The following is a 14854-nucleotide window of genomic DNA, read 5'->3' as shown; positions in this document are numbered from 1 at the left end:
GAAAGGCCGTGCAGCCTATGTCATCGCTGCGGCAAAACAACGGGGGTTGAGCATGGGCAAGCGGGTCACGAATGCCACGGCCGCGGCGGTTGCCGCCATTGAAGCTGCTGCCGCCGGGCTGAAATCGCCCATGCCCGCCGAATTTCCAAGGCTGCTCTACGGTCGCTCCGTCGCCGAGGATCTCGAAATCCTGCCGCCGGAGCTGCTCGCCCGCGCGGCAGCGGCTGCCTATGAGCACCTCACCGAGCCGCGCGAGCCCGAGACAATCAATCTGCGCTTCCGCGACGACGAGTTCGAGGCGGATGGGCGCAAGCACCAGATCACGATCCTCGAGGTCGTCAACGACAACAAGCCGTTCCTGCTCGATTCGACGCTGGCGGAATTGCAGGACCAGGGCTACGAGCCGCGCCTCGTCGCCCACCCGATCCTGGCCGTGGCCCGCGACGCCAAGGGCCGATTCGTCTCGCTCGCCGGCGAGGCGGCAGGCAGGGCGCCGGAAGGCACCCGTCGCGAGAGCCTGATCCATATCCATCTCGATCGAATCGATTCGGCGGAGGCGCGCCAGCGTCTCGAGCATGGGCTCGGCCAAGTCTATGCCGATGTCGGCCTCGCGGTCGACGACTGGGCGGCGATGCGCGGGCGCATCACCGAGGTCATCCAGGCCTATCGCGCCAATCCGCCGCCGCTGCCCGAGGACGAAATCGCCGAGGCGCTGCAATTCCTCGAATGGATCGCCGGCGACAATTTCACCCTGCTCGGCGCGCGGGCCTATCGTTTCCCCGGCGGCGACGTCGCCGCCGACCCGATCGAGGGCTCCGGCCTCGGCATCCTGCGCGACCCCGCCGTCAAGGTGCTGCGCCGCGGCCGCGAGCTGGTGACGACCACGCCCGAGATCCGCGCCTTCCTGGCCCGGCCGCAGGCGCTCATCATCACCAAGGCCAACGTCAAGAGCCGCGTCCACCGGCGCGTCCATCTCGACTATGTCGGGGTCAAGCTTTTCACGCCGGAAGGGCGGCTCGATGGCGAATTGCGCATCGTAGGCCTGCTGACCTCGAACGCCTATACCGGTTCGGCCCGCGCCATCCCCTATCTGCGCCTCAAAGTCGCCCGCGTCGCCAAGAATATCGGCTTCGACCCGGCGAGCTATTCCGGCCGCGCCCTGCTGAACGTGCTCGATGCCTATCCGCGCGACGAGCTCTTCCAGATCGACGTGCCGACGCTGGAGCAGTTCGCGCTCGACATCCTGCAGCTCACCGAGCGGCCGCGCATCCGGGCGCTCGCCCGTGTCGATGAGTTCGACCGCTTCGTCTCGATCCTCGTCTTCATCCCGAAGGACCGCTACGACACCAATGTCCGCCTGCGCGTCGGCGAATTCCTCGCCCGCATCTATAACGGGCGGATCTCGGCTGCCTATCCCGCCTATCCGGAAGGGCCGCTCTCGCGCACCCATTACATCATCGGCCGCGACGAGGGGAAAACGCCCCGGATCGACCGCGCCACGCTCGAAGCCGGCATCGGCGCGATCGTCCGCACCTGGAGCGACGGGCTGAAGGACGTCCTCGACCAGGAGAAGGCCGGGCCCGCCGCCCGCGCGCTCGCCGAGCGCTACGCCGCCGCCTTCGGCGCCGCCTATCGCGAGCGCTTCTCCGCCACGGATGCACTGATCGACATCGAGATGCTGCAGCAGCTCTCGGCCGAGCGTCCTCGCGCCGTCAACCTCTACCGCCGCGAGGGTGACGCCGCGACGCGCGCCAATCTCAAGGTATTCTCGCGCGGGGGCGCGATCTCGCTCTCGGCTCGCGTCCCGCTGCTGGAGAATATGGGCTTCCGCGTCGTCAACGAGCGGACCTACAACGTCTTGCCGCAGGGCAATGGCGGCGCGGGCGAGGATGTCCGCGTCTGGCTCCACGACATGACGCTGGAGCGCGCCGACGACGGCGAGATCGACATCGAGCATCTCGACCCGACCATCGAAGCCGCGCTGATGGCGCAGTTCCGTGGGCTGGCCGAATCGGACCGCTTCGACCAGCTCGTGCTCGCCGCCGGCCTCGGCTGGCGGGAAGCCGCGCTGCTGCGCGCCTTCGGGCGCTATCTCCGGCAGGTCGGCGCGCCCTATGCGCAGGGCTACATCGCCGACGCGCTGACGCGCCACCCCGGCATCGCCGCCGATCTCGTCGGCTATTTCACCGCCAAGTTCGATCCGCGCATCAAGCCGGAGGAGCGCGAGCAGCGCATGGCGCAGAAGCGCGCCGAAATCGAGGGCGCGCTCGACGCCGTCACCAGCCTCGACGAGGACCGCATCCTGCGCCGTCTGGTCAATCTGGTCGATGCCGCACTGCGCACCAACTTCTTCCAGATCGGTCCGGACGGCCAGCCGCGCGGCACCATCACCTTCAAATTCGACTGCGCTCAGGTCGACGGCCTGCCGCTGCCGCGCCCGCTCTACGAGATCTTCGTCTATTCGCCGCGCGTCGAGGGCATTCATCTGCGCTTCGGCAAGGTCGCGCGCGGCGGCCTGCGCTGGTCCGACCGCCCGCAGGATTTCCGCACCGAGGTGCTCGGCCTGGTCAAGGCGCAGCAGGTCAAGAACGCGGTGATCGTTCCAGTCGGCGCCAAGGGCGGCTTCGTGCCGAAGCAGCTTCCGCCGGCATCCGACCGCGCCGCCTGGCTCGCCGAGGGCACCGAGAGCTACCGCATCTTCGTCCGCAACCTGCTCGAATTGACCGACAATCTCGACGGCGAGACCATCGTGCCGCCGCCGGACACGGTGCGCCATGATGGCGACGACCCCTATCTCGTCGTCGCTGCCGACAAGGGCACGGCGACCTTCTCCGACACCGCCAACGCGATCTCGCTGGAGAAGCATCACTGGCTCGGCGACGCCTTCGCCTCCGGCGGCTCTCAAGGGTACGACCACAAGGGCATGGGCATCACGGCGCGCGGCGCCTGGGAGGCGGTGAAGCGCCATTTCCGCGAGGTCGATGTCGACATCCAGACCACGCCCTTCACCGTCGCCGGCGTCGGCGACATGTCGGGCGACGTCTTCGGCAACGGCATGCTGCTCTCCCCCGAGATCAAGCTCGTCGCTGCCTTCGACCACCGCGACATCTTCCTCGATCCCGATCCCGATCCGGCCACCTCGCTGGCCGAGCGCCAGCGCCTCTTCGCCCTGCCGCGCTCGTCCTGGCAGGACTACGACAAGAGCCTGATCTCGAAGGGCGGCGGCATCTTCTCGCGCCAGGCCAAGAGCATCCCGCTGTCGGCCGAGATCCGGGCGCTGCTCGACCTCGACAAAAAGGAGGTCTCGCCGCCCGAGCTGATGACCGCGATCCTGAAAAGCCGCGTCGACCTGCTCTGGTTCGGCGGCATCGGCACCTATATCCGCGCCACGGACGAGAGTGACGCCCAGGTCGGCGACCGCGCCAACGACGCGATCCGCATCGCCGGCAACGATCTCCGGGCCCGCGTCATCGGCGAGGGCGCCAATCTCGGCGTGACCCAGCGCGGCCGCATCGAGGCGGCGCGCAAGGGCGTCAAGCTCAACACCGACGCCATCGATAACTCCGCCGGCGTCAACACCTCGGACGTCGAGGTCAACATCAAGATCGCGCTCGCCAACCCGGTGAAGGACGGCCGCCTCAAGGAGGAAAAGCGCAACGAATTGCTCGCAGCGATGACCGACGAGGTCGGGCTGCTCGTCCTGCGCAACAACTATCTGCAGACGCTGGCACTCTCGCTCACCGAGGCCAAGGGCGTGGCTGCGACGCCCGGCCTGCGCTTCCTGATGCAGACGCTGGAGCAGGACGGCCGGCTCGACCGCGGCGTCGAGTTCCTGCCGAGCGACGCCCAGCTCGTCGAGCGCGAGAAGCGCGGCGAGGGGCTGACGCGGCCGGAACTCTCCGTGCTGCTGGCCTATGCCAAGCTCGCGCTGCACGACGCGCTGCTCGAATCGAGCGTGCCTGATGACCCCTATCTCGCCACCGAACTGGTCCGCTATTTCCCGAAGGCGCTGCGCGACGCCTATCCGGACGAGATCGCCGGCCACAGGCTGCGCCGCGAGATCGTCGCGACCCAGCTCGCCAACGCCATCGTCAATCGCGGCGGGCCGGCGCTGGTCCCGATCCTGGCGGCGCTGACCCGTTCGGAGGTGCCGGCCATCGCCGCCGCCTACGCGATCGCGCGCGATTCGTTCGATCTCATCGGCCTCAACGGCGAGATCGACACGCTCGATGCGAAGATTCCCGGCAAGACCCAGCTCGGCCTCTATGCCGCCGCGCAGGAGCTCGTCATCGACCGCATGGGCTGGTTCCTGCGGCGCGGCGCGGCCAAGCCCGGCACGATCGAGCAGACCATCGCGCATTACGCCAGGGGTGTTACCGATCTCTCGGCCGAGCTCGATGCGCTGCTGCCGGAAGCCGCCGCCCAGGCGCGGCTCGCCCGCATCGCCGTCCTCTCCTCCGAGGGCGTGCCCGAGGCGCTCGCCACCCGCGTCGCCAGCCTGCCCTCGCTCGCCCAGGCGACGGATATCGTCGACATCGCCGAGCGCAGCAAGCGCAAGATCGGCGATGTCGCCCGCATCCATTTCGGCGTCGATGCCTTCTTCGGCCTCTCGAATCTCGAGGCGGCCGCGGCGGCGGTGCCGGCGACGGACGACTATGAGCGTCTCGCCCGCGAACGGGCCGTGGAGACGCTCGACGACGCCCATGCGCAGATGACGCAGGAGATCGCCTCCTCGGATGGCGGCAAGGGCTCGCTCGAAAGCTGGCTCGCCGAGCGCGGCCAGGATGTCGAGCGCACCCGCAGCACGATCAACGCCATCGCCACCTCGGGCCTCACCCTGCCGAAGCTGATGGTCGCGGCCGGGATGCTGGCCGATCTGCCGCGCAAGAGCTAAGGAAACCGCATGACCAACGAAACCGACACGACCACCCGCGTCGATCCCAAGCTGCTCGAGATCCTGGTCTGCCCGCTGACCAAGAGCACGCTGGAATACGACGCGGCGAGGCAGGAACTGATCAGCCGCGCCGCGAAGCTCGCCTACCCGATCCGCGACGGCATCCCGATCATGCTGCCGGAAGAGGCCCGACCGCTGGAGGATTGAAGCTGTGTCGCTAGCTCCTCTCCCTTGTGTTAAGATGTACACACGACAACACAGGAGTAGGAACGATGGCCGCGACGGAAACGATGACGATTCGGGTTTCGGCCGAGACGAAGCGCAAGCTGGAGCGAATCGCGACCGACACCCGGCGCAGCAAATCCTTCCTCGCGGGCGAGGCGGTGTCAGCCTATGTCGACCGCGAGCTTGAGATCATCGAGGGGATCAAACGGGGCTTGGGCGACGTCGAGGCCGGACGGGTCGTCGCGCACGACCAGGTCACCGCCGACGCTCGCCAAATCGTCGCGGATGCGAGGCTGAGGAAGGCCGGCCGAGGATGAGGCCCGTCATCTGGTCGGACGATGCCAGACGCGACTACCTCGATATCCTTCGATACATCGCCGAAGACAACCCCGACGCGGCTGAGCGGGTCGTCGATGCAATCGAGCAGGCCGGGAACGAGCTCGGTGATTTCGCGACCGGACGGCCGGGACGCGTGAGTGGCGTCTACGAGAAACTGGTTCCCCGCCTGCCCTACATCCTGGCCTATGCGCTCGCGCTCCAGGGCGGACGCGAGGTCGTCGCGATCCTGCGCGTCATCCACACCGCACGCGACTGGCCCGAGGAGGGCTGGCCAGGCTGAGCGGGCGCGCTCAGAGCGTCTCGCCCCGCAACAGCCGCGGCGGCGCTCCGGCGACACCGGCGGCCTCGCGGATGAAGAAGCGCTTCAGCCCCGGCAGCCGATCGACCAGCCCGAGCCCGAGATCGCGCGCCAGCCGCAGCGGCGTCGCATCGTTCGAGAACAGCCGGTTGAGCCCGTCCGTCACTGCGCCCATCGCGACCGTGTCGAAGCGGCGCGCCTTCTCGTAATCCTCGAGCACGTCGAGCGCGCCGGCATCGAGCCCGAGGCGCGCGGCATCGACGATGACCTCCGCCAGCGCCGCGACATCCTTCAGCCCGAGATTGAGCCCCTGTCCCGCGATCGGGTGGATGAGATGGGCGGCATCGCCCAGCAGCGCGAACCGCCGGTCGACGAAGCGCCGCGCCACGCCGAAGCCGAGCGGATGAGCGCTCACCGGGCTCTCCAGCGTGATCTCGCCGAGCTCGAGCCCGAAGCGCATCTCGATCTCGGCCAACATGTCCTGCGCATCGAGCGACAGCAGCGGCGCGACGTTCCCGGTCCTTTCCGTCCAGACGATCGAGGAGCGGTGGCCGAGCCTGCCGCCATCCGTGAGCGGTAGGATGGCGAAGGGCCCCGAAGGCAGGAAGTGCTCGACCGCCCTGCCGTGATGCGGCCGCTCATGGCCGATCGTCGCGACGATGCCGGATTGCGGATAATTCCAGCCGACCCAGCCGATCCCGGCCTGCTCGCGCAGCCGCGAGCGGGCGCCATCGGCTGCGACCAGCAGCGCCGCCTTGTCCTCAGCACCATCGGCGAAGGTGATCGCGACAGCCTCGTCCTCGACGGCGAAACCGCGCACGCCGACCGGCCTCAGATCGACCCCGGCCCGCTCGCAGGCGGCCTTCAGCTCCGCCACCAGCGCGGCATTCTCGACCATATGAGCGAAAGGCTGGCCGGGCTCGACCTCGCCGTCGAAGGTGAGGAAGACGGGCCGGACGGCATCGTTCGTCCGGCTGTCCGAGATCACCATCTCCATCATCGCCTGGGCATGGCCGGAGACCGCTTCCCAGACACCGAGCGTCTCCAGCATCGAGCGGGCGCCGGCCGCCACCGCATAGGCGCGATTGTCTGGCTTGGGAGCGGCGTTCACCCCCGGATCGGCCAGCACCACCGCGAAGCCCGCTCCGAGCGCCTGCTTCAAGGCGAGCGCGAGACTCAATCCGGCGATGCCGCCACCGGCGATGACGATGCGCATGCTTGCGTCCGGCACGACGGCCATTCTGCTTCTCCCTGGATCGCCGCGCATCCTGACGGACGCGATAACCGTGATCTATCCATTTGTTATCGCATCGGTTTCTTCCGAAAAGCGGATTCCACTTTTCGGCCCGATGCCACAGCGGCCCGCTTGACGAGGCAAGCCGCCTCGGTGCTGATGCGGGTAAACCCGGCTGTTCCTCTGCGGGCCGCCGACGCCAACGTCAACCCGACCGCGATACGGCCTCATGTCACAGCAGATCAGCGCTTCCCTGACGGCGATCCTCGACCTCGAGCAGCTCGAAAGCAATCTGTTCCGCGGTCGCAGCCCGAAGTCGACTTGGCCGCGCGTCTTCGGCGGCCAGGTGATCGCGCAGTCGCTCTATGCCGCCTGCAAGACCGTGGAAGACCGCCAACCGCATTCGCTGCACGCTTATTTTCTGCTGCCCGGCGATCCCGAAATGCCGATCGTCTATGAAGTCGACCGCCTGCGCGACGGCCGCTCCTTCACGACGCGGCGCGTGCTCGCCATCCAGAAGGGCGAGGCGATCTTCGCCATGTCGGCCTCCTTCCAGGTCGACGAGCCCGGCTACGAGCATCAGATGCCGATGCCGGACGTCCCGATGCCCGAGGACTTGCCGGATCGCGAGGAGATGGCGAAGACCGTGCTGCCGCATATGCCGGATGCGGTGCAGGCCTATTACCAGCGCAAGCGGCCGATCGAGATCCGCCCCGTCGAGCTCGAGCGCTACCGCACCGGCGGCAAGATGGAGCCGAAGTTCAACGTTTGGATCCGGGCGATGGAGACCCTGCCCGACGAGCCAGCCCTGCATCGCAGCGTTCTCGCCTACGCCTCGGACCTCATGCTGCTCGATTCCAGCCTCATCGCGCATGGCACGACCGTTTTCGACCAGAAGATCCAGGGCGCGAGCCTCGACCACGCTCTCTGGTTCCACCGCCCCTTCCGCGCCGATGAGTGGCTGCTCTATGCACAGGACAGCCCCTCGACCTCGGGCGCGCGCGGCTTCTCGCGCGGCCTCGTCTTCGACCGCGAGGGGCGGCTGGTGGCCTCCGTGGCGCAGGAAGGCCTGATCCGCCCACGGCCGGATCGCGCCTGACGCCTTTTCAGGCAATTGCATAACAAGAAAGCAAACGCCTATCGAATAGGCATACCGGATTCGATTTTCGGCTGATCTGCGCCCGATTCCCCCGCCCGGAGGCTGACGCCGGCCCGCGGAGCGCTTTGGCACGTCCCTTGAATTATGCGCTGCGTCGCACTGCGCATCGCAGGGCGGGCGAGGCGCAACGAGTTCGCCGGGGCTGACGACCAGGCGGCGTAAAGGGGAAACCCAGCAGATGAAAATCGTGATGGCGATCATCAAGCCGTTCAAGCTGGAGGAGGTGCGCGACGGGCTCACCGCCATCGGCGTGCACGGCCTGACAGTGACTGAAGTGAAGGGCTATGGCCGGCAGAAGGGTCATACCGAGATCTACCGCGGCGCCGAATACGCCGTGAGCTTCCTGCCCAAGATCAAGATCGAGGTGGCTGTCGCCGACGAGCTCGTCGGCAAGGTGATCGAGGCGATCACCGCCGCCGCCCGTACCGGCCAGATCGGTGACGGCAAGATCTTCGTCTCCTCGATCGAGAAGGCGGTGCGCATCCGCACCGGCGAGACCGACGGCGACGCCCTCTGAGCCCCCGACCCTTCAGGAGTTTCAAGCAATGAATTTCAGGACTTCCCTGCGGGCCGGGCTGACCGGCCTCACGCTCGCCGCGCTCTGCGCCGGCGCGGCCCTGGCCCAGACGGCGGCTCCCGAGGCGCCGGCGGCCGCCGCCGCGGCCGTGCCCAACAAGGGCGACACCGCCTGGATGCTGGTGTCCTCGCTCCTCGTCCTCTTCATGACGCTGCCGGGGCTGGCGCTGTTCTATGGCGGCCTCTCCCGGACCAAGAACATGCTCTCGGTGATGACGCAGATCACGGCGATCGCCGCGATCATGTGCATCGTCTGGGTGATCTACGGCTACAGCCTCGCCTTCACCTCGGGCGGTTCGCTGACGAGCTTCATCGGCTCCTTCTCCAAGGCCTTCCTCGCCGGCGTGACGCCGGATTCCACCTCCGACACCTTCACCAAGGGCGTCGTGATCCCTGAATACGTCTTCATCTGCTTCCAGATGACCTTCGCGATGATCACGCCCGCCCTGATCGTCGGCGGGTTGGTCGAGCGCATGAAGTTCTCCGCGATGATCCTCTTCGTCATCCTCTGGGGCACCTTCGTCTACTTCCCGATGGCCCATATGGTCTGGTTCTCGGAGGGTTACCTCTTCACCCTCGGCGCGCTCGACTTCGCCGGCGGCACGGTCGTCCACATCAATGCCGGTATCGCGGCGCTGGTGGGCGCGCTCCTGGTCGGCAAGCGCATCGGCTACGGCAAGGAGCTGATGTCGCCGCACTCGCTGACGATGACCTTCATCGGCACCGCAGTCCTGTGGGTCGGCTGGTTCGGCTTCAATGCCGGCTCCAATCTCGAAGCCACCGGCGGCGCCGCGCTCGCCATGATCAACACCTTCACGGCCACGGCCGGAGCGGGCCTCGGCTGGCTCTTCATCGAGTGGATCGTCAAGGGCAAGCCCTCGCTGCTCGGCATGCTCTCGGGTATCGTCGCCGGCCTCGTCGCCGTCACCCCGGCCGCCGGCCTCATCGGGCCGATGGGCGCGATCGTGCTCGGCGCCGTCGCGGGCATCGTCTGCTTCTTCTTCTGCACCACGGTGAAGAACGCGCTCGGCTATGACGACTCGCTCGATGTCTTCGGCGTCCACGGCGTCGGCGGCATCATCGGCTCGATCAGCACCGGCATCTTCGTCGCCCCGGCACTCGGCGGCGTCGGCGTCGCCGACTACGCCATGGGCGCGCAGGTCTGGAAGCAGTTCGTCGCGGTCGCCGTCGCCGTCGTCTGGTGCGGCGTCGGCTCCTTCATCCTCTACAAGATCGTCGATGTCGTCGTCGGCCTGCGCGTCACGCCCGATCAGGAGCGCGAGGGCCTCGACATCGCCGAGCATGGCGAGCGCGCCTACAACATGTGATCATCGCTCAGCGATTCACGTGAAACCGACCCCGGCGGGAAACCGCCGGGGTTTTTTCATGTCTGTGCACTGCCGCAAGATCGACGTGCTTCAAGGTTAAGCGGGCCTTAACCACAGCTTCCTAACGTGGAGGATATGGCCGGCATGATGCGGCCCAAAGCCCGGAATACGACTCGAAGCCGCATGCGCACCATCCGCCGCTCCCGATCGCTTATGGACCGCCTGCCCGATCCGGTGCGGGAGTTCCTGTCGCGCCGCGCCGCCGAGCTGACCGGGCTGGGGCTGCTCGCGCTGATGGCGGTCGTCGCCTTGGCCCTCGCGAGCTGGTCGGCCAACGATCCGAGCCTCAACAACGCCACCAATGGCGCGGTCCGCAACTGGCTCGGCCGTCCGGGCGCCATGATCGCCGACCTGCTGATGCAGCTCGTCGGGCTCGGCGTCATCGCCCTGCTCTTCCCGCCGATGATCTGGGCATTGCGGCTGGTCCGCTTCCACCTCTTCGACCGCGGCGCGCTCAAGCTCGGCCTCTGGGTCGTTGGCGTCGCCGCCGCTGCCGCCGTCGCCAGCGCCCTGCCGGCGACGCCGCGCTGGCCGCTGCCGACCGGCATGGGCGGCGTCATCGGCGACGGGCTGCTCTTCGGCACCCGCAACATCGCAGGCATCGCCGGAGGCGCCGTCGCGAGCCTCGTCGGCTTCCTTTATGCCGGCATCGCCATTCTCGCCGTCACCGCCGCCGCCGGCTTCGGCTTCGTCCATGACGAGGATCCGGCCCTTGACGACGAGGCCGATGACGGCCTCTCCGATGGCGAGGAGCGCGGCGACGAGGAGCCCGGCATCGCCGTCATCCTGATCGGCTGGCTCGCCCATGGTGCGATGGCGCTGCGCGCGGCGATCCTGCGCCGCCTGCCCCACCCGCCCGAGCCCGCCGTCGACACCGGCCCCGCGCCGCAGGCCGGTGCAGGCCGCGTCCGCCGCGAGCCGCAATTCGGCGCCGGTCCCGCGCCGCGTCAGCCCCTGCCGAATTTCGACCCGACACCGCTGCCGGGCACGCGCGCGCCGGCTTCCCGCGACGTCGACGACGATCCGCCCTTCGACATCGACGATGCACAGGACCTGCGCGACCTCAACGCTCCGCGCGTCGCCGCCCCCGCTCCCGCGCCCAAGCCCGGCAAGCGCATGCAGCGGGAGGCCCAACCCTCCTTTCTCGAGCGCGATTCCTTCGAGTTGCCGCCGCTGACCTATCTGGCCGAGCCGAAGAAATCGCTCGCCAACACTGTCTCGACGGACGCGCTGGAACAGAACGCGACCCTGCTCGAAGGCGTGCTGGAGGATTTCGGCGTGCGCGGCGAGATCACGCAGGTCCGCCCCGGCCCTGTGGTGACGCTTTACGAGCTTGAGCCGGCGCCTGGCACGAAGTCGTCGCGGGTGATTTCGCTGGCCGACGACATCGCGCGTTCGATGAGCGCGGTCTCGGCGCGCGTCGCGGTGGTGCAGGGCAAGAACGCCATCGGCATCGAACTGCCCAACGCCAAGCGCGAGACCGTCTTCCTGCGCGAGCTCCTCGCCAGCCAGGACTTCGAGGCGACCAAGCACAAGCTCGCACTGTGCCTGGGCAAGACCATCGGCGGCGAGCCGGTCATCGCCGATCTCGCCCGCATGCCGCACCTGCTCGTCGCCGGCACCACCGGCTCGGGCAAGTCCGTCGCCATCAACACCATGATCCTGTCGATCCTCTACCGGCTGAAGCCGGAGGAATGCCGCCTGATCATGGTCGATCCCAAGATGCTCGAGCTCTCCGTCTATGACGGTATCCCGCATCTGCTCACCCCCGTCGTCACCGATCCCAAGAAGGCGGTCGTCGCCCTGAAATGGGCGGTGCGCGAGATGGAGGAGCGCTACAAGAAGATGTCGAAGCTCTCGGTGCGCAACATCGACGGCTTCAATGCCCGCGTCGGCGAGGCCAAGGCGGCGGGCGAGGTCATCACCCGCACCGTCCAGACCGGCTTCGACAAGCACAGTGGCGAGGCTGTTTATGAGGAGGAGGTCATGGACCTCGAGCCTCTGCCCTATATCGTCGTCATCGTCGACGAGATGGCCGATCTGATGATGGTCGCCGGCAAGGAGATCGAGGGCACGATCCAGCGCCTCGCCCAGATGGCCCGCGCCGCCGGCATCCATGTCGTGCTCGCCACGCAGCGCCCTTCGGTCGACGTCATCACCGGCACGATCAAGGCGAACTTCCCGACCCGGATCTCCTTCCAGGTCACCAGCAAGATCGACTCGCGCACGATCCTGGGCGAGATGGGCGCCGAGCAGCTTCTGGGCCAGGGCGACATGCTCTACATGGCCGGCGGCGGGCGCATCACCCGCGTCCACGGCCCCTTCGTCTCGGACAACGAGGTCGAGAAGGTCGTCGCCCATCTCAAGACGCAAGGCCGGCCGCAATATCTCGACGCCGTCACCTCCGAGGAGGAGGAGGCGGCCGAGGACGAGGACGGCGCCGTCTTCGACAAGACCGGCATGGGCTCGCTCGACTCGGACGATCCCTATGAGCAGGCCGTCGCGGTCGTGCTGCGCGACAAGAAGGCCTCGACCTCCTACATCCAGCGCCGCCTCCAGATCGGCTACAACCGCGCCGCATCCATCATGGAGCGCATGGAGAACGAGGGCATCGTCGGGCCCGCCAATCACGCCGGGAAACGAGAGATCCTCGTCGAGACGCAGGGCCACGGCGAGGACGAATAGCCGCATCATTCGGTCGGAGGACTTGCACGGGCGGGCGCCGGTCCTCAAATAGCCATCACGATGCTGCAACCTCGGCGGCATGGAGAGCGTTGAGGCCCCGAAGACACGAGCGCTCCGCAACAACCGGAGCCACGACGTATCTCGTCCGGCATGAGGATCGCCGTGGCACAGGGAATGGAGCAGACTTGCTCATGAGAGTGATCCCGATTCTTCGGGTTTCGGTTCTGACGGCGGCGTTTGGCTACGGCCTGGCGGCAGCGCCGCTCGGGGCACAACCCCTGCAGTTGCAGCCGCCTGCCGCGGCCAAGCCCGCGGTCGCCAGACCGGCCGCGCCGCGCGCGATCCCGCTCCCGCCGGTCCGCCCGGCCAATCTCGGCCTGCCGCGCACGGCGATGAACGATGCGCCGGCTGCGCAGGCGGCGGGTTCCCCACAGGCTGCAACGGCCGCACCTGTCGCGCAGACGGCGAAGCCCGAAGCGTCCAAGACGACGCCGGCCAAGACCAAGCTCGCCGCGCCCGCGACGCGCGAGGAAGCGATCGAGCGGCTCAATACCTATCTCAACAGCTTCACGACGCTGCAGGGCAACTTCATCCAGTTCAATCCCAACGGGAAGCGGCTCGAGGGTCGGATCTACATCCAGCGCCCGGGCAAGATGCGTTTCGAATACGAGCCGCCCGCGACCACCGAGGTCATCGCCGACGGCACCTCCGTGGCCGTACGCGACAAGCGCCTCGGCACGCAGGACGTCTATTCGATCGGCCAGACGCCGCTGAAATTCCTCGTGCGCGAGAAGATGGATCTCAACCGCGAAGGCACCATCACCGGTGCCAGCGTCGACGGCGATATCCTCTCCGTCCGGATCGAGGATCGCTCGACGCTCGGCGGAACCTCGAAGATCACGCTGAAGTTCGACCTCGTCGCCAACGAGCTCAGGCAATGGGTGGTCGTCGATCCGCAGGGTTATGAAACGGCTGTGTCGCTCTACAATCTCAGCCTGCAGCGTCAGACCGACCCGAAGAACTTCGTGATCGATCACCAGCGCACGCTGTGATCGCCGGCCAAGGCTAGTTCGGCGCGGATAGTCGGGCGCCGAAACGGCTTGCCTTTTGGCACGCAACGACCCAGTTTCCGGCCACCTCTCCTTGCCGGAATCTCCGCGTGCAACTGACTGTCACGAGCTGGAACATCAATTCCGTCCGCCTGCGTATCGGCATGGTCGGCGAGTTCCTCACCCGCTACGCGCCCGACATCCTCTGCCTGCAGGAAACCAAGACGCCGGACGAGCAATTCCCGGCCAAGGCCTTCCACCAGCTTGGCTATGTCCATCAGGCCTTCATCGGCCAGAAGGGCTATAACGGCGTCGCCATCGTCTCGAAGCTGCCCTTCAGCGAGAAGGAAGCGATGTCGATGTGCGGCCGCAACGATGCCCGGCACATGACGGTGACGCTCGACAAGGCGGCGGGCGCGGCGGCCGGCATCGCCATCCATAACTTCTACATCCCGGCTGGCGGCGACATTCCCGATCCGGCCAAGAACGACAAATTCGCCCACAAGCTCGCCTTCCTCGACGAGATCGGCGCCTGGGGCGTGACGAAGAAGCCGACGGACCGGCCCGCGATCCTGCTCGGCGACCTCAACATTGCGCCCTATGAGCACGATGTCTGGAGCCACAAGCAGCTCCTCGACGTGGTCAGCCACACGCCGATCGAGACGACCACGCTGGAGAAGCTGCGCTCCGAGCTCGGCTGGACCGACGCCGCACGCACGCTGCGCCCCGAGCCCGAGAAGCTCTATTCCTGGTGGAGCTATCGCGCGCAGGATTGGGAGGCCTCCAATCGCGGCCGCCGGCTCGACCATATCTGGCTCTCCGACGCGTTGAAGCCGACGCTGCGCGACCTCTCCTTCCTGCGCGAGGCACGCGCCTGGGAGCGTCCCTCCGATCACGTCCCGGTCACGGTGACGCTGCAGCTTTGAGGCCCGGCGCCGGCGCCTTCATGGACGGGTCGGTCCATGCCCCGGCCGCGCTTCGGCCATGCCGGGCCATCCGCCCGGCCA

General features: G+C 67.5%; 11 protein-coding genes. 10 read left to right on the top strand and 1 reads right to left on the bottom strand.

Going from position 1 to position 14854, the window contains the following annotated elements; genetic code table 11:
• Window positions 1-130 precede the first annotated feature (130 nt).
• From GGC47_RS25580 to GGC47_RS25565, 4 genes are all read left to right on the top strand, one after another.
• Window positions 131-4894: an NAD-glutamate dehydrogenase gene (locus tag GGC47_RS25580; RefSeq protein ID WP_429069564.1), complete on the top strand. Its 4764-nt coding sequence runs from the start codon at window positions 131-133 to the stop codon at window positions 4892-4894.
• A 9-nt stretch (window positions 4895-4903) separates the two neighbouring features.
• A complete protein-coding gene (locus GGC47_RS25575; RefSeq protein WP_038358169.1) occupies window positions 4904-5101 on the top strand; it encodes a Trm112 family protein in 198 nt (65 codons plus the stop codon).
• A 65-nt stretch (window positions 5102-5166) separates the two neighbouring features.
• Window positions 5167-5436, top strand: coding sequence for a CopG family ribbon-helix-helix protein (locus GGC47_RS25570; RefSeq protein WP_038358171.1), 270 nt, complete (start codon window positions 5167-5169; stop codon window positions 5434-5436).
• The gene (locus GGC47_RS25565) at window positions 5433-5738 is read left to right on the top strand and encodes a type II toxin-antitoxin system RelE/ParE family toxin (RefSeq protein ID WP_142023461.1); all 306 of its coding nucleotides are present in this window, start codon (window positions 5433-5435) and stop codon (window positions 5736-5738) included. Before GGC47_RS25570 ends, GGC47_RS25565 begins: the two co-directional genes overlap by 4 nt.
• A gap of 10 nt (window positions 5739-5748) precedes the next feature.
• Here the strand turns inward: GGC47_RS25565 and GGC47_RS25560 are convergent, their stop codons facing one another.
• Window positions 5749-6996 carry a ubiquinone biosynthesis hydroxylase gene (locus tag GGC47_RS25560; protein ID WP_142023462.1) on the bottom strand — a complete coding sequence of 416 codons (1248 nt, stop codon included), beginning with the start codon at window positions 6994-6996 and terminating at the stop codon, window positions 5749-5751.
• A gap of 223 nt (window positions 6997-7219) precedes the next feature.
• Here GGC47_RS25560 and tesB point away from each other — a divergent pair, with 223 nt between their 5' ends.
• The 6 genes from tesB to xth all read left to right on the top strand — a co-directional run bounded on the left by tesB (window position 7220) and on the right by xth (window position 14773).
• Entirely contained in the window at window positions 7220-8089 is an 870-nt protein-coding gene (gene tesB, locus GGC47_RS25555) for an acyl-CoA thioesterase II (RefSeq protein ID WP_038358177.1), read from the top strand.
• A 238-nt stretch (window positions 8090-8327) separates the two neighbouring features.
• On the top strand, window positions 8328-8666 hold the full coding sequence (locus GGC47_RS25550) for a P-II family nitrogen regulator (RefSeq protein WP_038358178.1): 339 nt from the start codon (window positions 8328-8330) through the stop codon (window positions 8664-8666).
• 28 nt (window positions 8667-8694) lie between these two features.
• On the top strand, window positions 8695-10053 hold the full coding sequence (locus GGC47_RS25545) for an ammonium transporter (RefSeq protein ID WP_429069560.1): 1359 nt from the start codon (window positions 8695-8697) through the stop codon (window positions 10051-10053).
• 183 nt (window positions 10054-10236) lie between these two features.
• Window positions 10237-12798 carry a DNA translocase FtsK gene (locus GGC47_RS25540; RefSeq protein WP_429069559.1) on the top strand — a complete coding sequence of 854 codons (2562 nt, stop codon included), beginning with the start codon at window positions 10237-10239 and terminating at the stop codon, window positions 12796-12798.
• A 191-nt stretch (window positions 12799-12989) separates the two neighbouring features.
• Window positions 12990-13850 (top strand): LolA family protein, encoded by an 861-nt coding sequence (locus GGC47_RS25535; RefSeq protein WP_142023466.1) that lies wholly within the window; start codon window positions 12990-12992, stop codon window positions 13848-13850.
• A 107-nt stretch (window positions 13851-13957) separates the two neighbouring features.
• Complete coding sequence (gene xth / locus GGC47_RS25530; protein WP_142023467.1) at window positions 13958-14773, top strand: exodeoxyribonuclease III; 816 nt, start codon at window positions 13958-13960, stop codon at window positions 14771-14773.
• Window positions 14774-14854 lie beyond the last annotated feature (81 nt).

Source organism: Allobosea sp. OAE752 (genome assembly GCF_050433265.1).
Classification (GTDB): Bacteria; Pseudomonadota; Alphaproteobacteria; order Rhizobiales; family Beijerinckiaceae; genus Allobosea; species Allobosea spartocytisi.
The sequence above is the reverse complement of the archived record's forward strand: the minus strand, read 5'-3'. Positions and strand labels throughout refer to the sequence as shown.

Excerpts from the sequence above, each read along its gene's own strand:
- GGC47_RS25560 (WP_142023462.1), bottom strand. The coding sequence starts at position 6,996 with ATGGCCGTCGTGCCGGACGCAAGCATGCGCATCGTCATCGCCGGTGGC.
- GGC47_RS25575 (WP_038358169.1), top strand. The coding sequence starts at position 4,904 with ATGACCAACGAAACCGACACGACCACCCGCGTCGATCCCAAGCTGCTC.
- GGC47_RS25550 (WP_038358178.1), top strand. The coding sequence starts at position 8,328 with ATGAAAATCGTGATGGCGATCATCAAGCCGTTCAAGCTGGAGGAGGTG.
- GGC47_RS25565 (WP_142023461.1), top strand. The coding sequence starts at position 5,433 with ATGAGGCCCGTCATCTGGTCGGACGATGCCAGACGCGACTACCTCGAT.
- GGC47_RS25545 (WP_429069560.1), top strand. The coding sequence starts at position 8,695 with ATGAATTTCAGGACTTCCCTGCGGGCCGGGCTGACCGGCCTCACGCTC.
- GGC47_RS25570 (WP_038358171.1), top strand. The coding sequence starts at position 5,167 with ATGGCCGCGACGGAAACGATGACGATTCGGGTTTCGGCCGAGACGAAG.
- GGC47_RS25535 (WP_142023466.1), top strand. The coding sequence starts at position 12,990 with ATGAGAGTGATCCCGATTCTTCGGGTTTCGGTTCTGACGGCGGCGTTT.
- GGC47_RS25580 (WP_429069564.1), top strand. The coding sequence starts at position 131 with ATGCCCGCCGAATTTCCAAGGCTGCTCTACGGTCGCTCCGTCGCCGAG.
- tesB (WP_038358177.1), top strand. The coding sequence starts at position 7,220 with ATGTCACAGCAGATCAGCGCTTCCCTGACGGCGATCCTCGACCTCGAG.
- GGC47_RS25540 (WP_429069559.1), top strand. The coding sequence starts at position 10,237 with ATGCGCACCATCCGCCGCTCCCGATCGCTTATGGACCGCCTGCCCGAT.